Origin of the sequence: Shewanella algidipiscicola (genome assembly GCF_003605125.1) — a bacterium.
GTDB lineage: Bacteria > Pseudomonadota > Gammaproteobacteria > Enterobacterales > Shewanellaceae > Shewanella > Shewanella algidipiscicola.
On sequence record NZ_QPQT01000002.1, the window covers coordinates 165,351 to 185,216 of the forward strand.

Sequence of the window (19,866 nt, forward strand, 5' to 3'; positions counted from 1 at the left end):
CTTGTTAGCTCAGCGGATAACCCATAATGGATATGCGTGCTTTGCCAGCACGCCAACAATAGGAGATAAAATGAAGCCCTCAACATTAGCGCTGGCCGTGGTATTGGCCCTAAGTCCGGCGGTCAACGTCATGGCTGCAACGGATAATAGCGCCAACTTGATCAAACAGAGTCAGGCGGCTAATGGCTTTATTAATTTCTATTATGAGCAAGATTCTGGCGAACTCTATCTCGAAGCCAACCGACTCCGTCAGCCCTTTTTACTCATTACCAGCCTGCCCCATGGTGTAGGATCCAATGACATAGGGCTAGATCGCGGCCAACTGGGCGCCACCCGTATGGTGCAGTTTGAGCGACATGGCCCCTATTTAATTTTAAAGCAGCTTAACACTGATTACCGCGCCGAGACCGAGGCTCAAGCGGAGGTGCGCGCGGTTAACGAAGCCTTTGCCGAGTCGGTGCTGTGGCGCGGCAAAGTAGTACCTGGTAAGCGTCCTTTGGTGGCGATAAACGCGCTACTGTTAAGCGATCTGCACGGCATTAGCAGCACCCTTAAAGAGACGCAGCAGGGGGATTATCGCCTCGACACTGACAAATCATTGGTGTTACCCCAAGGGGTAAAGTCATTTGAGCAAAATAGCGATGTCGATGTGTTACTCACCTTTACAGGCGCCAAGGCGGGCAGCCAAGTGGCAAAGGTGACACCCGATGCGCACCACCTGTCTATTCGTTTGCGTTACTCGTTTGTTGCCTTACCAGACAACGACTATCGCCCACGAGCCTATCATCCGATGAGCGGTTATTTGTCAGATGCTTATCTCGACTATGCGGCCGAGGTCGATAGGGATATCGTCAAGCGTCATCTGTTACGCCACCGCCTAGAGAAAAAGATCCCCGGTGATGCCCCATCGGAAGTGGTTAAACCCATCACCTATTATCTCGACCCTGGTGTGCCAGAGCCTATTCGCTCGGCGTTACTCGATGGGGCGCGTTGGTGGCAAGATGCCTTTACCGAGGCGGGCTTTATTGATGGCTTTAAGGTTGAGCTGTTACCAGAAGATGCCGATCCGCAAGATATACGCTACAACGTGATCCAATGGGTGCACCGTGCCACGCGTGGTTGGTCGTACGGCAGCGCCATTACTGATCCGCGTACCGGTGAGATTATCAAAGGGCATGTCACACTGGGAAGCCAGCGAGTACGGCAAGATCACCTGATTGCCCGCGGACTCACCGCCGGTTGGCCTGATAGGGCTAGCGCAGAAGAAGCCAGTATGGCGCTGTCATTAGCCCGTATTCGTCAGTTAGCGGCTCATGAAGTGGGCCACACCTTGGGGCTTGACCATAACTTTGCCGCATCGACTAACGACAATGCCTCGGTTATGGATTATCCCCATCCAAAGATCACCCTCAATGGCGATAACATTGAGATTAGTCAGCCCTACGGTGAGGGAATAGGGCCGTGGGACAGGTACGCCATCGCCTATGGTTATGGCCAGTATAGTGAGCCCAATCAGGCCAGTAAGTTGGCGGCGCTGATGAGCGAGGTCGAGCGCCAAGGGCTGCGTTATATTGGTGAAGCGGATTCACGCGGTCAAAACGCCAGCAATGCCTATGCCAGCTTATGGGACAATGGTAACGATCCCGTGGCCGAGCTTAACCGTCTTGCTGCGGTGCGTAGCAAGGCGATTGAGCAATTTTCTCATCAGGCCTTGTTAGCTGGGCAGCCCTTTGGTGAGCTACGGGATGCTTTTGTGCCCATCTACCTATTAACTCGTTATCAAATTACCGCCGCAGCGAAGTTTATTGGTGGCACAGATTATCACTATGGGGCTTCTGAGCTGGGTCAAAGCTGGCATTATTTAGCCCCCGCATTGCAACAAGAAGCCTTAGACAGTCTGTTACAGACCCTAAGCATGGACGCATTGCGCGTGCCGCCCGAGGTGATAGAGCAGCTTGTGCCTAAGTCGGGCAATTACCGCGCCACGCGCGAGAGTTTCCAAGGGGCGAATGGGGTAGTGATTGATCCGATTGGTATGGCCGAGGTACTGAGCCGCCATGTGGCCCAAGCCTTGTTGTCGCCTTGGCGGCTTAATCGCGTCAGTCAGGCCTATTTGGCCGATAAAGAACAGCTATCAGTGATTAATTTGGTCGACCGATTACTGGGCGTGACCGCCTATAGCGATAGCCCATCGGGTGCCGATCTTGGTGTATGGATGCGCGTCAATGCGGTGGTCTTTGATGAGCTAATAGCCAGTTACCATAATGAACAGACGTCACCCGAAGTGCAGGCCTTACTCAATGACCGTTTGCAATATGCACTCAAGCAGTTAAGCCGTAAGGTGAAACGCAGCAGCGATTTTGAAGCCGCGCATTTTGAATGGCTCAGGCAAGGGGTTGAGCAAGGGTTGTTAGATGCCAAGGTGAGGTTAATTAAGCAGCCGCTGAGCTTGCCGCCAGGCTCACCCATTTAAGGGGCTCTTACGAGGAGAGGATTGCACAGCTAAGCTTTTTCCCTGCTGGCGCAATAATTCCTTACGCTATCGAACCTGAGAAAAAGCGCTGACGGTCTCGCCATCTCCTTGTATCATCTAGGGTAGATGGCGAGCCGCTAATTGTGGCTTATCCGGCGATTGGGGTGTCACCAGTGCGAATGTTTTCCATGCTTTTGATGAGCATATAAATACAGGTGGTAATTAAACAGCCACCCAAGTAAAACACCACACCATCGGTCGCATCAGACAAGTTTGCCGCCAATACTGGGCCTAACACAGAGCCGACACTGTAGCTCAGTAACATCACTTCGGTGGCCGACACGATTTTCGCCATAGGTAACAGATCGCACGCTAAGGTGATCGCAATTGGGTAGAGCGCGAAGCTGCATGCGCCTAACACCAAGTAACTTATCACCAAAGGCACAAAGCTGCTTGCTTGTACTATCCCGAGCACAGCCGCCGCGCCGATAAGGCAAAACATCGCCATCAACAGGCTCTTACCGATCCGCGTCGACAAATAGCTCACCAACGGCTGTACTAGCATACCGCCTAAAATGATGCTGGCCATCAAGGTGCCAGTATGTTCAGCCTGCTCAGGTTGGTTGGCAATATACATAGGCATCAAGCCATAAATGGGGCCCAGTAATAGGCCTGATGCTAAGCAGCCCAGCATGGCCGGACGACTCAAGGATTTTATCTCTTTTAATGGCAGCTTTTGCTGATGTTGGCTCTCAGGCTGCCCAGAGGTAATTAACAAGGGCGCTAAAATAGCCAAAAACAGCAAGGCGATAACAAACAGGTACGGCGCTGCACCTGTCGTTCCGAGTGGATCTATGGCTAATTGTCCCACGGCACTACCGCCATATAACGAGGTCATATATATGCCAAGGCGTTTGGCTCGCGCCTTAGGCGTGCTGGCCATTAATAACCATGACTCGACCACCACAAATACGCCTGCGACTGCGATACCGGCAATAAAGCGTGCCGCCAACCAAAACTCGGCGCTAGGGATCAACAGCTGGGTCATAACACTGGCGATCAATAATCCCAGAAACAGGATAAAAGCCAAGCGATGGCCAATTTTGGCCACCACGCGCTCGATACTCGTCGCGCCAATGAGCAGGCCGAGATAGAACACACTGGCTAACCAAGGGGCTAGAGCGACATCCAGTTCAAATGCCGTTAGCGACAGTGGAATTAGGCTCATTAAAAAACCCGAGGCTATAGCAAAAAAAGACAGCCCAATGACAGGTGCTGCAGGATTGTTCGATTTGCAGCTAGCAGCGCATTCTACCATTAGAACCTCCGAGTTTAATGTGATAAATAGCCACTTGAATGCCAATATGCTTGTTGGTGGTTATTTGTTACTGTTTAATTTGGCGGCGAATGTAGGGCGCTTCGATGACGAAGTAAAGTTAATTTTTATCAATGATGAAAATTTAACTTCAAATTGCTATTTAGAGCAGGTTTATTGAGCGTGAAGGTCAAACGCTTTGCTATCTAATGATGTTTTATTGTTAATTTATTAATGCTTGTTTTTAGTGGTTTGCTTGCGGTATATCGCCGTAGATGGTGATAAAGAGTGTTGATAAACTCGTTTTGATGTGGATGTTGGTAGCAAAAGGTTTAAAGTGAGGGTTTAAGCGGCTTGTTGTGGTAACCAGCCGCTAAGGGAAAGGTTGATTTATGCTATTTGCAGCGCCACCATTTTTAGTGGGTGGTTGCCATCAAAAGAGGGGAAGTCACTGTGGCAAGCTAACCAAGTGGCGTGGCTGATCTTACGTCCCTGTTTTTCGACGCAGCGGCTTAGGGCGTCGAACCAAGTGTGACGGTCGACTTTAGCGACATTATTACAGCACACTATGGTGCCACCACTTTTAGTGGCCAGCATGGCGGGTTTAAACAGGCTTTGATAATCGTTAATCAGATCCACAGTGCCAAAGGGGCTCTTGGCAAACCTTGGCGGGTCGAGAAACACTAAATCAAATTGTGTTTGAGGTAATTTAGGGTAGTTAGGCAACTTCTGATTGCGTCGTCCCCCCACTGGCATCCCCGCGAGCTGACGCATGGCCGGAAAGGCATCACTTTGTACAAACTCACATACCGCTTCAACGCCATTGAGCTGGGCATTTTTACGTCCAGCGGCCAAGGCAAACGAGGAGAAATCCACATTCATTACACGGCTGGCGCCGCCAACGGCGGCCGCAGTACCAATACCGCAAGTATAAGAAAACAGGTTTAACACGGTTTTATCTTGGCTATTGGCTTGTACATATTCACGGCCGGCGCGCATATCGAGAAACAAGAGCGGATCTTGTCCTTCGTGACGCAGCTTGCTGGTGAAATGGATACCGTTTTCCTGCATCTGTTGTTCGGTATTGGCAAAGGCTTCTAATGTGTCGTCAAGCGGGTTGAGAATCCGCGAGTTTTTGTTGGATCGGTCGTTATAGATCACCACAAGCGGGTCAATTTGGCTTAAGGCGGCGCGGATCTGATTGAGTTCATCATCGCTTAAGGTTTGATGAAACGTTTGGATTAACCAAGCATTGCCGTAGCGGTCGATATTGAGGCCATTAATGCCCTCGACTGTGCCATGAAATACCCGAAAGCAATTGGTATTATTGATTTTTGCGTCAGCAATCAACTGCGCTCGTTGGTGTAGCGCCTTGGCTAACAAATCGTTGATTGACATAGCTTGGAGATCCGTATTCGATGATATGCTTGAGCAAAGCGGCAATGATAGCAAATATCGCGAATAAGCGGGCGATAATCTTATCGTCAAGGCAAGGCTATGACGTAGGAGGTAGTAATGAAGGTGGTGTTAATTCATGGCATTTTTAACACGGGCCATGTGATGGCTTGGATGCGCAATAAGTTAACGGCGCAAGGACATGAGTGTTTTGCGCCTACACTGGCGCCCTTTGATGGCCGTCACGGCATTGAGCACGCCGCGCAGCAACTGAAACAAGCCATTGAGCAGCGTTTTGGCACCGACGATAACATCGTGCTGGTGGGCTTTAGTATGGGCGGTATTGTCGCCCGCTATTATCTGCAGATACTTGGCGGCGCGGCGCGAACCGAGGCGTTATTTTCTATCTCATCACCACATCAAGGCAGCTACTTGGCTTTTCTACCTTATCCCTCTAAAGGGATGCGGCAGTTGCGGCCTAATAGCGAGTTGCTAAAGCTGCTCGACGAAGTGCAGCAACCCATTGCCAATATGCCGCTCTTCTCCTATCGTACGCCGCTGGATCTGACCATAGTGCCGAGCCGAAGTTCTCACTGGCCGCTGGCGATAAATAAGGTCTTTAAGGTGCCATTGCACCTATCGATGATCTTTAGCCAACGGGTGGTCGATGAGATTATAGCCATGCTAGCTTTACTTTCTAAAGGTGGACAAACGGCGACCTAATGTCGGCAAAGCCTCTAGTGAACAAAGGATTAATCCGCTCCAGATCAGGGCAAAGCTCACCGCCTTCACCTGATCAAAATGTTCATTAAAGACCAGTACGGCTAACAGAAAGTGTATGGTTGGCTCGATATATTGCATTAAGCCAATCATCGACAGGCTGGTGGCTCGAATCGCGAGCGCAAAGAAGATAAGCGGCAGCAGAGTGACTGGCGCCGAACCAATATAAAGTAGTAGCTGGGTGGTTGAGCCTGATAAGGCACTGCTTTGATCGGTAAATATCAGCCAAATTAAGTAGATTGTCGCAATGGGCGCCAATAGCGCCGCTTCGATAGTGACTGAGGTGAGCGAGTCAAAGTGAATAAATTTTTTACACAGGCCGTAAAGAGCAAAGAAACCGCCCATCAATAATGCCAGCCAAGGTAGCTCACCATAGTGAAATACCATGTAACTGATGCCTGCAATCCCCAAGATTACCGCCCATTTTTGTGCTTGTGACAGTTTATCGCCGAGACACAGTACGCCCAAGGCGATGGCGAAAAGCGGATTAATAAAAAAGCCTAAACTGGCCGCGAGCACCTGACCATGGGTGATGGCCCAAGTAAAACTGTACCAAGAGATACACATTATTAACGACGCAAGACCACACAAGGCAAGCGAACGCTTATGAGCCATTAACTGGCGCATTGATGGTAGAGGCCGGCGCAGCATGATAAACACGAATGCCATAAAGGGCACCGAGAAGAGTAGCCTGATGGCCAGCATCTCATTGATATCGGCATTAGGCAGGTATTGATAGTAAAGCGGTAATAGTCCCCAAAGTAAAAAAGAGACGAGCGCCAAGGCGTTGCCTTCAAATGTGCTGCGAGTTGAGCTGTGCATAATATTCCGACGTGTTGAGCTTATTTGTGGTGAAAAAGTGGCTAGCATTAACGCGGCGGATTCTCGCATTGGTGCTATACATTAACCGTGATCTGAGTCACTTTTTGATTGTGTCACGATAGCCAGTCACGGTTTAAGACTAAGGTGCAAATACGTACAAGAGCGATATTCTCTCTTTTAAAATTAAGTGATTAACGCCAAATTTAAATACCTAATGCAACTTATCAGGCTATTAGGAATGTGCCTAGCGAAAGGAAGCAGGGCATTTAGTTTGTAACAAGTAGTTAACTTTGCTTTTCTTTTGCCCGTGAGTCGGTAGATTAGCTAAGTTGATATTAGGCAATTAAAGGAGCGAGTTTTACATGAACATAGCCCAAATCGGTTTGCGATGGTCACTTGCCATGATATTGCTGCTTGCTCTGTCTACAGCGCAGGGCGCATCGATCAACAGCCGACTATCATTGTATTCGCACCATATAGATGCGGGCTTTCGCATCACTCATCCCATCATATCGGTCAACTTATTGCCAGACTCTGGTAAAGAGTTAGTGGCTATCGGTGTCGATGATAAACATCAACGCTGGCTGGGGGTGTACGCGTTTGATACTGAAGTGAAGCAATATCGTCAGCGGGTAAAACAGCCTCTGCCCAATGCGTTGTTTGCGTTCGATATCTCGGCGGATAACCTAGAAAACAGCGATGCCCTACAAGCACTGTATTTTCTCTCTAGTGACCGATTATGGACATTAAAGTTGCACGGTAACCAAGTTGAATTTGCGCCGTTAATGACGGTAGAGCCATTGATATTGACCTCTCGGATCGATTTTATCTCCCGCGGGCGCTTTGTGCGCGATCTTAATCGTGATGGGTTGGATGACTTTATTATCAGTAGTTTTAATCAGAGTACACTATTGATACAGCAGGCCGATAATCGCTACATCACCCAAATATTACCCATTCAGCCGCAGATGCTACTGTATGCCAATGGCGCTAAGTATACCGAGGCTCGCCTCTATTTTGCCGATCTTAATCTCGATGGTCGTGATGATATTGTTAAGGTGGCTGAAGGCGAATTTGAAGTGTATTACCAGTTAGATGATGGCCTGTTTACTGTGTTGGCCAACTACCTCCCCGTGAGCTTGGCTATCAGCGGTCAAGATTGGTGGAATAAACGTGATGCTTATGGTGAGGCGCTGGATCAAAGTAATTTAGTCTATCGAAAGGTCGAGCATTTGGGCGATATTAACCATGATGGCGTGGCAGATATGGTGGTGCGCTATACCAAGAGTTCGGGAGTGCTGGATCGGGTTAACGATTATGAAATTTACTTAGGCGGTAAAACTAAAGACAAGCTGCAGTTTGCCAAGGTGCCTAGCAGCGTGATCCGCGCCGAGGGCACCTTAACGGGTTTTGAGCTGGTGGATATCGATAATGATAAGGTCGATGAAGTGCTGGTATCGGGTTTCGATATTGGTGTGTCGCAGATCATCGGCGCGCTGGTGTCGGGGAGTATTGACCAAGATGTACACTTATTTAAAAGTGACGCCAGTAGCCGCTTTGCCAGTAAACCCAATATCACCAAAGAGGTGGAGCTAAGCTTTAGTTTAACCTCGGGACAAACGGGGCAACCTGTGGTGACTTTTGCTGATATCGACGGCGATGGTTATCAAGATCTCTTGCTCTCTGGTGGCGAGCAGGCGCTCACAGTGCATTTAGGGGAGCCGAGTGACAGCCTGTTTAATCGTAACGATGAAACACTCAAGCTACAGCTACCCCGTGATGGTGAAATGCTCACCGTGAGTGATCTCAATCATGACGGTAAAGATGAGCTTATTATTAAATATGGCCGTGAAGACCGTCAGGCATTGCAGCAGCAGTTTATGGTTATCATGGCGCAGTAGCCATGGTTGAACTTTCGGTGAAGAAGCTAAATGGCACCGCTTAAGCCACGATACAACGAGCGGTGCCTAACAAGCTAATGCAACAAGTAGAGTGTGGCTAAGCCTAAAAATGCAAATAAGCCGATCACGTCGGTGACGGTGGTCAGTACCATGCCACCCGCCAGTGCGGGGTCGACATTAAACTTTTTAAGCAGTAGCGGGATAGTGGCGCCGGCAAACCCCGCAACCGTCATGTTGATCAACATGGCACCGCCAATTAAGGCGCCTAGGGCGACATCGCCTTTCCATAGCCACACGGCAGCAAACACCAAAATGGACCAGAGTAGACCATTAAGAAAACCGATGGCTAACTCCTTGCCAACTAACCAACGTGAGTTACTTTGACCTATCTGTCCTAACGCGATACCACGGATCACCAGCGCTAAGGTTTGGTTACCAGCCACTCCGCCCATGCTGGGCACTATGGTCATTAATACCGCAATGGTGGCAAATTGTTCGATTGTGCCTTCAAACATATTGCTAACCGACGCAGCCAACAGTGCGGCAAATAGATTAATCGTCAGCCAGAGTGAGCGCCGAAAGGTACTCTTAAGGACCGGGCCGAAGGTGTCGGTCTCATCATCCATCCCGGCCATCCCCATCATAGAGTGTTCAGCATCTTCACGGATCACATCGACAACGTCATCTATGGTGATCCGCCCAAGCAGTTTATTGGTTTTTTCATCGACCACAGGTGCCGATACCCAGTCATGGCGTTCAAATAGCTGCGCGACTTCACTGTCGTGCATACCCACGGGGATCCCTTCAAGATCTTGGTTCATGATGTCGCGCACCGATGCATTCGGATCGCAGGTGAGTAGATCGGCGATCGCTACGCCACCGAGTAGACTGTCGTGTTTGTCGACCACATATAGGGTGTCGGTGGCTTCGGGGAGTTCACCACGAATACGTAGGTAACGTAGGATCACGTCGACATTCACATCTGGCCTTAGGGTGACCGTATCTGTGTTCATCAGGCTGCCGGCGGTGTCTTCTGGGTATGACAGTGCCTGTTCGACTCGCGCCCTATCTTGGCTGCGCATCGACTGCAGTACTTGATTAAATACGCTGTCAGGCAGGCTGCGCAGTATGTAGGCCAGATCGTCGGTATCCATATTTTCGGCGGCTTTAGCTACGCGCTCAGGACTCATCTGGCTAATAAATTGATCTTTGAGCTCTTCACTGAGTTCATCGAGAATCTCACCCGTATGGGCTTGATCGATAAGTTGCCATAATACTTGTCGCGCACGCGGTGGAGAAGACTCTAAAATAAAGGCGATATCTGAGGCCGCCATGTCGTGCAGCATACTGCGTACATGGACAAACATGCCACTGCTTAGGGCTTGCGTTAGCTGCTGTAAACGTTGATCTGTAGTTTCATTATCTAACACTTCGATCGGCATGGCTTCCCCTTGAAAAATAGCGCGACAACATAGGTTATTGGCTAAGTAACCTGAACTCGGGATAATTATAGAATGATATGAGCCGTTTAGGCTCGAGGCGGGGCGATTATACGGCTTCTTCGAATTTTGCGTCAATCAGTGCGCTAATGGCATCGAGTGCCGCTTGCGCATCTTGGCCTTCACTGGTGACGGTAATGGTTTTACCAAAGCCGGTTTCTAACATTAATAGCCCCAACACACTGGCGGCAGAGGCTTGCTTATCCCCCTGAATTAAGGTGACCTGGGCATCAAACTGAGCGGCTAATACCGCCAGTTTGGTAGCGGCACGCGCATGCAGTCCCAGTTTGTTGCAGATGGTTAGTTGACGCTCAAGCTTGCTCATGCTGCAGTTCTCTGTGGCGCGCCTGGACCTTATGCTTACCTTTATTAAACAGTTTGGCCAGTTGATCGGTCACATACACGGAACGATGTTGACCACCAGTACACCCAATGGCGATAGTTAAGTAGCTACGGTTATTGCGCTCAAGGTGCGGTAGCCAAGTTTCGAGCAGATTCTCTATCTGCCAAATAAACTTGTTCACTAGCGGCTGTTGGCTTAAAAACTGTTGTACTGGTTGGTCGAGACCTGTCAGCGGGCGTAACTCTGATTCCCAGTGAGGGTTGGGCAGAAAACGCACGTCAAACATAAAGTCAGCTTCACTTGGCATGCCATATTTAAAACCAAACGACTCAAAATTAATCACTAACTCCTTGTCCACGGTGCCCAGTAAGATCTCGCGTACTTTATCGCTTAAATCATAGATGTTAAGCGTCGAAGTATCTATGTAGTGATCGACCATCTTGGAGATAGGCTCGAGTATTTTGCCTTCAAGCTGTATCGCCTCTTTAAGGGAGACTTTTGAGCGTGATAGTGGATGCAACCTACGGGTTTCACTGTAGCGTTTGAGCAATACATCGTCAGAAGAGTTTAGAAAGAAACTCAGTAATTCGGTATCTTTAGGAAGATTCGCTAGCTGCTTTTCAAGCTGGATATCTTCGCTGGGCATGTTGCGCACATCGACGCTAATCGCAACAAGTTCATTTCTACCTTTAAGCTGACTGAGCAGCGAGTCCATCATCTGCAGTGGCAGATTGTCGACACAGTAATAGCCCAGATCTTCCAGTACCCTAAGGACTACCGATTTTCCTGAGCCTGAGCGCCCAGATACCATTACCAATTTCATTGGGTGATCACCTGATACAGTTCTGCTTCGTCGTGGGTTTTTCTTAGCTGTTTGATGATAGCTTTATCACTTAATTTCTCTGCCATCGCGGCGAGAGTGCTAAGGTGTTGCTCGCATTGCTCTGCGGGAACCAGTAATGCAAAGAGGATATCGACCGGCTGATTATCAATTGCATCGAATGCAATTGGCTCCGCACATTTAATCAATACGGCGACGGGTTTCTCAATATTCGTCAGCCGTCCGTGAGGGATCGCGATACCATTGCCTATACCTGTGCTGCCCATTTTCTCTCTCGCCAAAAGGCTTTCAAAAATCTCTTGAGAGGAAAGGGTGGGGTACTGGACAGCGGCCAAGTCGCTGATAAGTTCCAGTACCTTTTTCTTACTGCCCGGAGTGGCGCAGGTTGTGCACTCCGGCCGCAGGATGGTACTAAGTTCCATCGTTAATGTTTTGTTAGCTTCTCTTTATGTTTAATGACCTGACGATCTAATTTATCGATCAGGGAATCTATCGCGGCATACATATCCGCGTGCTCTGATGTTGCAAATATTTCTCCACCACTAAGATGTAACTTTGCTTCAACTTTTTGCATCAATTTTTCGACATTTAATATCACGTGGACATTATTGATCTGATCGAAATGCCGTTCAAGCTTTGTAAACTTTTCTTCAACATAGTTGCGCAGAGATTGGGTGATCTCAATGTGGTGCCCAGTCAGATTTATTTGCATAAAGTGATTCCTCCGGTTTCCAGTTGTTGATTATAAGCTTTTACGTTGATTTGACGGCGGTATAAACATCGCCTCACGATATTTTGCTATCGTGCGTCTAGCGACTTGAATACCTTGCTCGGCTAACAGTTGTGCCATTTTACTGTCACTTAAGGGTTTCTTTTGATTTTCTGCGGCGACTAGCTTCTTAATAAAAGCGCGGATCGCAGTAGAAGAGCATTCGCCACCATCGTCGGTCCCAACATGGCTGGAGAAAAAGTATTTTAGCTCAAAAATCCCTCTTGGCGTGTGCATATACTTTTGGGTGGTGACCCGCGAGATGGTCGATTCATGCATTTCGACCGCCTCGGCAATATCATTAAGCACCATAGGTTTCATCGCTTCTTCACCAAACTCGAAAAACCCTTGCTGGAAATCGACAATGCAGTTGGTGACCTTGAGTAAGGTATCGTTGCGGCTCTCTAAACTTTTTAGAAACCATTTAGCTTCTTGCAGGTGACCACGAATAAACTGGCCATCGGCTTGGTTTTTGGTGCTGCGTGCCATTGAGGCATAATGTTGGTTTACATTAATCTTAGGCATACTATCGGGATTAAGCTCGACTACCCAGCGACCTTTTTTCTTGCTAACTGTGACATCGGGGATCACGTATTCATCACGACTGGCGGTAATGGCTAGCCCTGGGCGTGGATTAAGAGTTTGAATCAGCGCTATGGCCTCGCGTAGTTCATCTTCTTTCAGTTTGGTCTTACGCATCAATAGGCGAAAATCTCGCCCGGCAATCAGATCTAAGTAATCACGGATCAAGAGTCTGGCATTGTCGATATGCGGGGTGTCGGAGCTGTATTGGGCCAGTTGGATCATCAGGCATTCGCTGAGGTCTCTGGCAGCGATCCCGATAGGATCGAAATGTTGTATCCGCTTTAATACCGCTTTAATTTCATCGAGCTCGATTTCAGGATCGCCCATGGCTTCAAGAATATCGTCGCAAGTCTGCGTCAAGTAACCTCGCTCGTCTATGGCGTCAATGATGGCGGTGGCGATAGCGAGGTCGTTGTCAGAGAAGGGGGTGAGGTTTTTTTGCCATTCGAGGTGCTCATACAGGCCTTCGCTGGTTTCCCCTTGAAATGGCATGTCATCGTCGCGCATCGCACCAGAGCTGGAGTTAGGTGATGCGGTGTAGACCTCATCCCATGTAGTGTCGACGGGCAGCTCATCGGGCATAGAGTCTTGGTTGAGCGCATCGGAGGTTTCTAAGCTCGAATTGTCTTCACTAGAGTCGACTTGCCGTTGCTCATTGTAATCGGTGTCGAAGTTGTCATTACGCTCTTGTTCTGAGTCGATATTGGCGCCTTCTTGCTCCTCGTCTAACTCGAGTAGAGGGTTAGACTCTAGTGCTTGCTGGATCTCTTGCTGCAGCTCCAATGACGACAGTTGTAACAAGCGGATAGCTTGTTGCAACTGGGGCGTCATGGTTAAATGCTGACCCATTTTGAGCTGAAGTGACGCTTTCATCGTACTGCTATTCCCTTGTTTCTAATTCTAAAGTGAGAAAGCTGCCTCCGGTATTAAACCGCTAAGGCGAATGATCTACTTACTAAGGTAAAAGCGGTTTCGCCTTTACCTTGAGCGCTAATAACGTTAACTATAGCTTGAATTGTTCCCCTAAGTACACCGCTCGAACTTGTTGGTTATCTAAGATCTCTGCGGGTGTTCCTTCGGCAATCAAGTTGCCGTGGCTGACAATATAGGCTTTCTCACACACATCCAATGTTTCCCGTACGTTGTGGTCGGTGATCAATACCCCAAGGCCACGGTTTTTCAACTGCTCAATAATTTTTTTGATGTCGATAACTGAAATGGGATCGACCCCAGCGAAGGGTTCGTCGAGCAAAATAAACTTAGGGTTGGCGGCTAATGCTCGGGCGATTTCGACGCGTCGACGTTCACCCCCTGACAGTGCCATCCCCTGACTATCGCGGATGTGGGTGATATGAAACTCTTCTAGCAGATGCTCCAACTCCTCTTCGCGCGCATCGTTATTGAGCTCGCGCCGGGTTTGTAATACCGCCATAATATTATCGCGCACCGATAATTTACGGAAAATACTGGCTTCTTGCGGTAGATAGCCAATTCCTTTGCGAGCGCGCAGATGCATAGGATCTAGGGTGAGATCATCATCATCAATAAAAATGCGCCCCTTGTCACTCTGCACCAGACCAACAACCATGTAAAAGGTCGTGGTTTTACCGGCGCCATTAGGGCCCAATAAGCCGACAATCTGCCCTGTACGCACGGTTAAGCTGACATCTTGTACCACGGCGCGGCTCTTATAGCTTTTGGCTAAATTAACCGCTTTTAGCGTCATCTCTGTCATTACTGTTCCTGCTTGGGCTGTTCTTGGGGCTGACTGTTGCTGTTGTCTTGGTAATTTTCAGGCTGAATGATGGTGATCACGCGATCGCTACCTGTGCTTTCAGCTATCAACTGTTGCTGTTCTATGTTGTAGCGAATTTGATTACCCGTGACTTGGCTACCTTCTTGTTCGAGGGTGGCATTGCCGATAAGGGTTAAGGTGCGAGTCGACAGTTCGTAGCGGATCTCATTGGCGCTGGCTGACGCAGGGCGGCCGTTTTCCATCACCTGTGTGTAGGTTGCTGGCTTACCTGTGGCCACTAAGATTTTGCCACTACTATTTTCTTTGGTAAACGCACGTAATTCATCCGCCAAAATTTTAATCGAGCCCTGAGTTACCTCAACTGGGCCATTAAAGATAATCTGATTATTTTTAATATCAGCTTCTTGGCTCGCGGCTGAAATCTTAACCTCTTGCAGCAGGTCAGTTTCATTCGCCGCACTCTGCAAGCTCACCATGGTTAACAGGCCTGCAAGAATAAGATTATTTAGTTTCATATGTTCCTTCTACCTGGCTCGTCAGTCGTACTTTTTGTGCATTGAGATCGGCATATAAGCCTTTGCCAGTAATTAAAAAATCGTTACCGGTGATCCGAATGGTTCGATCGGATGTCATGATCATGGTGTTGAGATCCAACTCCATATAGTTAGTTTCTATGGTTTGGATGGGCTCTTCAGGGCTAATGGCGTCAATAATGACATTATTTTCTAAGATGACTCTGCCACTGTCTTTGTCTAATGTACCCCTAGCCGAGCGTAACCGCCACTGTGCATCGCCGTTATCGGGATAGACCAGATAGATGGGCTGGGTAAAATAGGTGATATTACGCTCGGCATAGTGTTCCATATGGCTAGCCGAGACGCGGCTATTAAGCTTACCTTGCTCGTCGTATTGCACACTATTGATGTTGTTAATCACATAATCTGGACGATCGGACGCGTCGAGCAGCAATGCTTGTGAGCCGTGCTTGGACTGTACCTGCCAATAGAGTATTAAAGCGGTACCAAAAAACGCGATAATCGCCAGGGTGACTCTGTTCATATGCTCATACCGTGGGCCGAGTCAAACTTATCTTGGCTCAGCAAAATCAGGTCGGTTAATTCACGTAGCGCGCCGTGGCCGCCTTTAATATGAGTGACCATATCGGCATGCTGTTTAACATAAGGGTGACCATCGGCGACACACACCGACAAACCGACTTGTTGCATCACGGGGAGGTCGACCATGTCATCGCCAATATAAGCCACCTGTTGTGGGCTGACTTGGTAGCGAGCTAATAACTCTTGATAGGGAATGAGCTTGTTGTCGACACCTTGATAAATGTGGCTAATGCCAAGGGCTGTCATACGGTCTTCGACAATTTTCGATTTGCGTCCGGTAATAATGGCCACAGGAATATCGCTAGTCAGTAGCGAGCGAACGCCATAGCCATCACGAGTGTGGAAGGTTTTCAGCTCGTCGCCAGAGTTGCTCATGTAAACTAGCCCGTCAGAAAACACGCCGTCAACGTCACAAATTAGCAGTTTAATCTGTTTAGCCTTTTGCCAGACTGAGTCAGTGATAGGGCCGTAAAAACCTTGATGCGCCATTTTAAATCACTCCTGCTTTAACCATATCGAGCATGTTGAGTGCGCCAATGGGTTGCTGTTGAAGGTTAGTCACAATTAAGCCATTAATCTGCTTTTCTTCCATTATGTTAAGCGCCTCAGCAGCTAAAATACCGTCGGTAACGGTAACGCAGCCTTGGGTCATGACTTCGCTGATGGCGGTGGTTCTGAGGTCGACTTCAGCATCGATCACGCGGCGCAGATCGCCATCGGTAAAGATACCAACCAATACAGCATTGTCATCGATTACTGCGGTCATGCCGAGACCTTTCTTAGAGATCTCATATAATGCGTCGGTAATGCAGATGTGTTGGGGCACTATGGGCAGCTCATCGCCTTGGTGCATCACATCGCTGACTTTTAGCAGCAATTTACGCCCTAAGCTGCCACCAGGGTGCGATAGTGCAAAATCATCTTTAGTAAAGCCTCTAGCCTGCAACAGTGCCACAGCAAGTGCATCGCCCATCACCAAGGTCGCTGTGGTGCTGGAGGTCGGCGCTAGCCCAAGTGGACAAGCTTCTTCTGGCACTTCGATGCACAGGTGTACCATAGCATGTTTTGCCATATTGGAGTCGGGTTTGCCTGTTACCGCAATCACTGGCAGCCCCATGCGTTTTATTACCGGCATTAGGGTTAAAATTTCACTGGCTTCCCCCGAGTTGGAAATGGCAAGAACAATATCATTTTCACTCAGAACGCCGAGATCGCCGTGGCTGGCTTCGCCGGGATGCACAAAGAAGGCAGGGGTGCCAGTACTGGCTAATGTGGCAGAAATCTTGTTGCCGATATGGCCTGATTTGCCCATGCCCATCACGATCACTTTGCCGGTGCACTTCAGAATTAACTGGCATGCTTTAGCAAATTCGCTTGAATCGACATATTGATATAGATTATCGAGGGCATTACGCTCGATATCGATAACATTGCGCCCCCATTGGCGTAGTTGATCTGCATCTACCATCTTGTTCTCTCTATTAAAAATCAGTTTGGGCCAGACCTGTCATTAGGATTGAAAAACCAGTACCTGATAAGCGATAAAGCTCATTAACAACACTCCGCCGTGCCAAGGTTTGAGCTGACGCGACTTACCCGTTAATAGGATCAGTATGGCTAAGGCACTGCTGGTCGCCAATACCATATAAAAGTCTCGAGTGCTGGCTGCGGCATCGACAGCACCAGGGGCGATCAATGCAGGCAGCGCGAGTACTGCTAAAATATTAAATAGATTCGAGCCGACGATGTTGCCTATGGCTAAATCATCTTCTTTTTTCAGTACCCCGGCCACACAGGCGGCTAATTCTGGCAGACTGGTACCGACGGCGATAATGGTGAGACCAATCACCAGGTCCGATAAGTGGTACGCTTTAGCGATACCCACGGCGCCATTGACCATCCAATCGGCCGATAACGGCAGTAAAATAATGCCGACGACTAACCAGAGTATGGCTTTGATTGTCGGGACATCTTTGGGGATTTCACTATCAGACTCATCGGCTAACACATCGGCTTCTTTGTTATTAATAGCATGCCAAATCAGGTAGCCCATTAAGGCTAAAAACAGCAGCATTAGGCCCGCACCCTCAATGCGCGTCAGTTGTCCGTCATGCAGGAAATACCCTGCTATCACAGTGGCGGCCAGCATCATAGGAATTTCACGCTTTAAAGTTTGCGAGCTAACGGTGATGGCACCCAGTAGGGCGGTGAGTCCGAGAATCAAACTGATGTTGGCGATGTTTGAGCCTAATACATTACCAATGGCGGTATCGGTCATGCCTTCCATTGATGCTGTCGCGGCGACAAACATTTCTGGCGCCGAGCTGCCCATGGCAACAATCGTTAAACCAATTAACATGGGGGGGAGGCCTAAATTGCGGGCAAAGGCCCCGGCACCATAAACGAATTTATCAGCACTCCATACTAGAGTGGCTAATCCAGCGAGCAGTAAGAAAATATTAAAAAGCATTAAAAGTTCATTTTTGTTTGAGTGTCTGCTGCGCATTTTCGCTGGATTTGAACAAAATTGAAAGTATTGCGGCAAGATAGTGTCGATTCAGTTGTGCACAATAGGTCAATTACGTACAATTTGTCTCTTTTTGTGCCGATTTATCATGGAACATATAGGTCTTACAATGATCAATGAACGAGCAGATGATGACGCCACGCCGCTAGTCGAGATTGAACATCTCGCTTTTAGTCGCGGTTCTCATGTGATTTACGAAGATGTTAGCCTGTCGATCCCGAAAGGCAAAGTCACCGCTATTATGGGTCCTAGTGGGATAGGGAAAACCACCCTGCTTAAGTTAATCGGTGGTCAATTACAGCCCGATCGCGGCAATATTAAAGTCGATGGTATCGATGTGCATCAATGCAGTCGCAGTGAGCTGTTTGAGCTGCGTAAACGTATGAGTATGCTATTTCAAAGTGGTGCACTGTTTACCGACATGAATGTATTCGACAATGTCGCATTTGCCTTGCGTGAGCACTCAGGCTTACCCGAGGCTATCATCAAACGCATTGTGTTGATGAAATTAGAGGCCGTAGGCCTGCGCGGCGCGGCGAAGATGATGCCCAGTGAGTTATCTGGTGGTATGCAGCGACGTGCGGCATTGGCTAGAGCCATCGCTTTAGAGCCTGAACTGATTTTATATGATGAGCCATTTGCGGGCCAAGATCCAATTTCTATGGGAGTATTAGTCAAGCTTATCAGGGAGTTAAGCGATGCACTTAACTTGACCTCTGTCGTGGTATCTCACGATGTGCAAGAGGTGCTGGGGATTGCCGATTATGTCTATGTGTTGGCCGACAAGCGCATTATTGCTCATGGTACGCCTGAAGAGTTAAGGCTGGCCGATAATCCAAAGTTGAAGCAGTTTATTGGTGGGGAGCCTGATGGCCCAGTGCCATTTCATTTTCCTGCTCCAGATTACCAAAAGGAGATGTTAGGTGAGCTTAACTGATCACATTGCTGGTATCGGCCGTAGTGCGATAGCCAGCGTGACTGGGCTTGGCAGCGCAGGATTGATGTTGTGGGGGGCGATTGCGAGAGTGCCTAAGCCGCGTAAAGGTATCCCGCTGCTAATCAAACAGTTGTACGTTATCGGTGTGCAATCTATGGTGATCATCTTGGTCTCTGGCTTGTTTATCGGTATGGTGCTTGCGCTGCAGGGCTATAATATCTTGGTGGGGTTTGGCACCGAAGATAGCCTAGGGCCTATGGTGGCGCTGAGTTTACTCAGGGAGCTTGGTCCCGTCGTCACCGCATTGCTGTTTGCTGGGCGAGCTGGCTCAGCTTTGACGGCTGAGATTGGCTTAATGAAGAGCACCGAGCAGTTGTCGAGCCTAGAGATGATGGCCATCGATCCGCTGCGGCAGATCATCGCTCCTCGTTTTTGGGCTGGGGTGATAAGCCTACCGTTACTGGCATTAATGTTTACCGCCGTGGGGATTTACGGTGGTCATATCGTCGGAGTGGAGTGGAAAGGGATCGATAGCGGCAGCTTCTGGTCTATTTTGCAGGCATCGGTCGAGTGGCGCCAAGATATCGTTAACTGCGTAATTAAAAGCCTAGTATTTGCTGTCGTCGTGACTTGGATAGCCTTGTATCGAGGCTATAATGTGATCCCAAATCCTGAGGGGATCAGCCGAGCGACCACCCAGACCGTGGTGCAATCGAGCCTAGCGGTATTAGCGTTAGATTTTCTGTTAACTGCAATGATGTTTGGCAGTTAATTATTGTTTGTTTATGGATGAACTAATGTACCG

21 protein-coding genes are annotated in these 19,866 nt (G+C 48.7%); 6 read left to right on the forward strand and 15 right to left on the reverse strand.

Annotated elements, in window-relative coordinates:
* The first annotated feature begins 70 nt into the window (after positions 1 to 70).
* Entirely contained in the window at positions 71 to 2,473 is a 2,403-nt protein-coding gene (locus DVO77_RS02850; protein WP_119977198.1) for a zinc-dependent metalloprotease, read from the forward strand.
* 148 nt (positions 2,474 to 2,621) lie between these two features.
* On the opposite strand, the gene DVO77_RS02855 is transcribed toward DVO77_RS02850, so the two are convergent.
* Positions 2,622 to 3,791, reverse strand: a complete 1,170-nt coding sequence (locus tag DVO77_RS02855) for an MFS transporter (protein WP_119977199.1) — start codon at positions 3,789 to 3,791, stop codon at positions 2,622 to 2,624.
* Between DVO77_RS02855 and DVO77_RS02860 the strand changes: the two genes are divergently transcribed.
* Positions 3,739 to 3,969 (forward strand): hypothetical protein, encoded by a 231-nt coding sequence (locus DVO77_RS02860; RefSeq protein WP_162599122.1) that lies wholly within the window; start codon positions 3,739 to 3,741, stop codon positions 3,967 to 3,969. The genes DVO77_RS02855 and DVO77_RS02860 overlap by 53 nt on opposite strands.
* A gap of 209 nt (positions 3,970 to 4,178) precedes the next feature.
* Here the strand turns inward: DVO77_RS02860 and DVO77_RS02865 are convergent, their stop codons facing one another.
* Entirely contained in the window at positions 4,179 to 5,186 is a 1,008-nt protein-coding gene (locus DVO77_RS02865; RefSeq protein ID WP_119977200.1) for a class I SAM-dependent rRNA methyltransferase, read from the reverse strand.
* A gap of 117 nt (positions 5,187 to 5,303) precedes the next feature.
* Between DVO77_RS02865 and DVO77_RS02870 the strand changes: the two genes are divergently transcribed.
* Positions 5,304 to 5,906: a lipase family alpha/beta hydrolase gene (locus tag DVO77_RS02870; protein ID WP_110455762.1), complete on the forward strand. Its 603-nt coding sequence runs from the start codon at positions 5,304 to 5,306 to the stop codon at positions 5,904 to 5,906.
* Here DVO77_RS02870 and rarD read toward each other — a convergent pair.
* Positions 5,874 to 6,785 (reverse strand): EamA family transporter RarD, encoded by a 912-nt coding sequence (gene rarD / locus DVO77_RS02875; RefSeq protein ID WP_119977201.1) that lies wholly within the window; start codon positions 6,783 to 6,785, stop codon positions 5,874 to 5,876. The genes DVO77_RS02870 and rarD overlap by 33 nt on opposite strands.
* 362 nt (positions 6,786 to 7,147) lie before the next feature.
* Here rarD and DVO77_RS02880 point away from each other — a divergent pair, with 362 nt between their 5' ends.
* Complete coding sequence (locus DVO77_RS02880; RefSeq protein ID WP_119977202.1) at positions 7,148 to 8,686, forward strand: FG-GAP repeat domain-containing protein; 1,539 nt, start codon at positions 7,148 to 7,150, stop codon at positions 8,684 to 8,686.
* 74 nt (positions 8,687 to 8,760) lie between these two features.
* Here DVO77_RS02880 and mgtE read toward each other — a convergent pair whose 3' ends face one another.
* The 12 genes from mgtE to DVO77_RS19105 all read right to left on the reverse strand — a co-directional run bounded on the left by mgtE (position 8,761) and on the right by DVO77_RS19105 (position 18,067).
* Positions 8,761 to 10,128, reverse strand: a complete 1,368-nt coding sequence (gene mgtE, locus DVO77_RS02885) for a magnesium transporter (protein ID WP_110455765.1) — start codon at positions 10,126 to 10,128, stop codon at positions 8,761 to 8,763.
* A gap of 106 nt (positions 10,129 to 10,234) precedes the next feature.
* Entirely contained in the window at positions 10,235 to 10,510 is a 276-nt protein-coding gene (locus DVO77_RS02890) for an HPr family phosphocarrier protein (RefSeq protein ID WP_110455766.1), read from the reverse strand.
* Positions 10,497 to 11,351 carry an RNase adapter RapZ gene (gene rapZ / locus DVO77_RS02895; protein ID WP_110455767.1) on the reverse strand — a complete coding sequence of 285 codons (855 nt, stop codon included), beginning with the start codon at positions 11,349 to 11,351 and terminating at the stop codon, positions 10,497 to 10,499. The genes DVO77_RS02890 and rapZ overlap by 14 nt, the downstream gene beginning before the upstream one ends.
* Positions 11,348 to 11,791, reverse strand: a complete 444-nt coding sequence (ptsN, locus tag DVO77_RS02900) for a PTS IIA-like nitrogen regulatory protein PtsN (protein ID WP_110455768.1) — start codon at positions 11,789 to 11,791, stop codon at positions 11,348 to 11,350. The genes rapZ and ptsN overlap by 4 nt, the downstream gene beginning before the upstream one ends.
* Before the next feature lie 2 nt (positions 11,792 to 11,793).
* On the reverse strand, positions 11,794 to 12,081 hold the full coding sequence (gene hpf, locus DVO77_RS02905) for a ribosome hibernation promoting factor (protein WP_110455769.1): 288 nt from the start codon (positions 12,079 to 12,081) through the stop codon (positions 11,794 to 11,796).
* Positions 12,082 to 12,111: 30 nt separating this feature from the next.
* Complete coding sequence (locus tag DVO77_RS02910; RefSeq protein ID WP_119977203.1) at positions 12,112 to 13,596, reverse strand: RNA polymerase factor sigma-54; 1,485 nt, start codon at positions 13,594 to 13,596, stop codon at positions 12,112 to 12,114.
* Between the two features lie 130 nt (positions 13,597 to 13,726).
* The gene (lptB, locus tag DVO77_RS02915; RefSeq protein WP_110455771.1) at positions 13,727 to 14,458 is read right to left on the reverse strand and encodes an LPS export ABC transporter ATP-binding protein; all 732 of its coding nucleotides are present in this window, start codon (positions 14,456 to 14,458) and stop codon (positions 13,727 to 13,729) included.
* Complete coding sequence (gene lptA / locus DVO77_RS02920) at positions 14,458 to 14,994, reverse strand: lipopolysaccharide transport periplasmic protein LptA (RefSeq protein WP_110455772.1); 537 nt, start codon at positions 14,992 to 14,994, stop codon at positions 14,458 to 14,460. The genes lptB and lptA overlap by 1 nt, the downstream gene beginning before the upstream one ends.
* On the reverse strand, positions 14,981 to 15,538 hold the full coding sequence (lptC, locus tag DVO77_RS02925; protein ID WP_110455773.1) for an LPS export ABC transporter periplasmic protein LptC: 558 nt from the start codon (positions 15,536 to 15,538) through the stop codon (positions 14,981 to 14,983). The genes lptA and lptC overlap by 14 nt, the downstream gene beginning before the upstream one ends.
* Positions 15,535 to 16,086: a 3-deoxy-manno-octulosonate-8-phosphatase KdsC gene (kdsC, locus tag DVO77_RS02930; protein WP_110455774.1), complete on the reverse strand. Its 552-nt coding sequence runs from the start codon at positions 16,084 to 16,086 to the stop codon at positions 15,535 to 15,537. Before kdsC ends, lptC begins: the two co-directional genes overlap by 4 nt.
* Position 16,087: 1 nt before the next feature.
* Positions 16,088 to 17,065, reverse strand: coding sequence for a KpsF/GutQ family sugar-phosphate isomerase (locus DVO77_RS19100; RefSeq protein WP_204165080.1), 978 nt, complete (start codon positions 17,063 to 17,065; stop codon positions 16,088 to 16,090).
* A gap of 42 nt (positions 17,066 to 17,107) precedes the next feature.
* On the reverse strand, positions 17,108 to 18,067 hold the full coding sequence (locus DVO77_RS19105) for a calcium/sodium antiporter (protein WP_204165081.1): 960 nt from the start codon (positions 18,065 to 18,067) through the stop codon (positions 17,108 to 17,110).
* A 166-nt stretch (positions 18,068 to 18,233) separates the two neighbouring features.
* Here DVO77_RS19105 and DVO77_RS02940 point away from each other — a divergent pair, with 166 nt between their 5' ends.
* Complete coding sequence (locus DVO77_RS02940; RefSeq protein ID WP_110455775.1) at positions 18,234 to 19,061, forward strand: ATP-binding cassette domain-containing protein; 828 nt, start codon at positions 18,234 to 18,236, stop codon at positions 19,059 to 19,061.
* Positions 19,048 to 19,833: a lipid asymmetry maintenance ABC transporter permease subunit MlaE gene (gene mlaE / locus DVO77_RS02945; RefSeq protein WP_110455776.1), complete on the forward strand. Its 786-nt coding sequence runs from the start codon at positions 19,048 to 19,050 to the stop codon at positions 19,831 to 19,833. Before DVO77_RS02940 ends, mlaE begins: the two co-directional genes overlap by 14 nt.
* Positions 19,834 to 19,866 lie beyond the last annotated feature (33 nt).

Excerpts from the sequence above, each read along its gene's own strand:
- DVO77_RS02855 (WP_119977199.1), bottom strand. The coding sequence starts at position 3,791 with ATGGTAGAATGCGCTGCTAGCTGCAAATCGAACAATCCTGCAGCACCT.
- rapZ (WP_110455767.1), bottom strand. The coding sequence starts at position 11,351 with ATGAAATTGGTAATGGTATCTGGGCGCTCAGGCTCAGGAAAATCGGTA.
- kdsC (WP_110455774.1), bottom strand. The coding sequence starts at position 16,086 with ATGGCGCATCAAGGTTTTTACGGCCCTATCACTGACTCAGTCTGGCAA.
- lptC (WP_110455773.1), bottom strand. The coding sequence starts at position 15,538 with ATGAACAGAGTCACCCTGGCGATTATCGCGTTTTTTGGTACCGCTTTA.
- DVO77_RS02870 (WP_110455762.1), top strand. The coding sequence starts at position 5,304 with ATGAAGGTGGTGTTAATTCATGGCATTTTTAACACGGGCCATGTGATG.
- DVO77_RS02850 (WP_119977198.1), top strand. The coding sequence starts at position 71 with ATGAAGCCCTCAACATTAGCGCTGGCCGTGGTATTGGCCCTAAGTCCG.
- DVO77_RS02940 (WP_110455775.1), top strand. The coding sequence starts at position 18,234 with ATGATCAATGAACGAGCAGATGATGACGCCACGCCGCTAGTCGAGATT.
- lptA (WP_110455772.1), bottom strand. The coding sequence starts at position 14,994 with ATGAAACTAAATAATCTTATTCTTGCAGGCCTGTTAACCATGGTGAGC.
- lptB (WP_110455771.1), bottom strand. The coding sequence starts at position 14,458 with ATGACAGAGATGACGCTAAAAGCGGTTAATTTAGCCAAAAGCTATAAG.
- mgtE (WP_110455765.1), bottom strand. The coding sequence starts at position 10,128 with ATGCCGATCGAAGTGTTAGATAATGAAACTACAGATCAACGTTTACAG.
- DVO77_RS19100 (WP_204165080.1), bottom strand. The coding sequence starts at position 17,065 with ATGGTAGATGCAGATCAACTACGCCAATGGGGGCGCAATGTTATCGAT.
- hpf (WP_110455769.1), bottom strand. The coding sequence starts at position 12,081 with ATGCAAATAAATCTGACTGGGCACCACATTGAGATCACCCAATCTCTG.
- DVO77_RS02865 (WP_119977200.1), bottom strand. The coding sequence starts at position 5,186 with ATGTCAATCAACGATTTGTTAGCCAAGGCGCTACACCAACGAGCGCAG.
- DVO77_RS02890 (WP_110455766.1), bottom strand. The coding sequence starts at position 10,510 with ATGAGCAAGCTTGAGCGTCAACTAACCATCTGCAACAAACTGGGACTG.
- ptsN (WP_110455768.1), bottom strand. The coding sequence starts at position 11,791 with ATGGAACTTAGTACCATCCTGCGGCCGGAGTGCACAACCTGCGCCACT.
- DVO77_RS02880 (WP_119977202.1), top strand. The coding sequence starts at position 7,148 with ATGAACATAGCCCAAATCGGTTTGCGATGGTCACTTGCCATGATATTG.
- DVO77_RS19105 (WP_204165081.1), bottom strand. The coding sequence starts at position 18,067 with ATGCTTTTTAATATTTTCTTACTGCTCGCTGGATTAGCCACTCTAGTA.
- DVO77_RS02910 (WP_119977203.1), bottom strand. The coding sequence starts at position 13,596 with ATGAAAGCGTCACTTCAGCTCAAAATGGGTCAGCATTTAACCATGACG.
- DVO77_RS02860 (WP_162599122.1), top strand. The coding sequence starts at position 3,739 with ATGACAGGTGCTGCAGGATTGTTCGATTTGCAGCTAGCAGCGCATTCT.
- rarD (WP_119977201.1), bottom strand. The coding sequence starts at position 6,785 with ATGCACAGCTCAACTCGCAGCACATTTGAAGGCAACGCCTTGGCGCTC.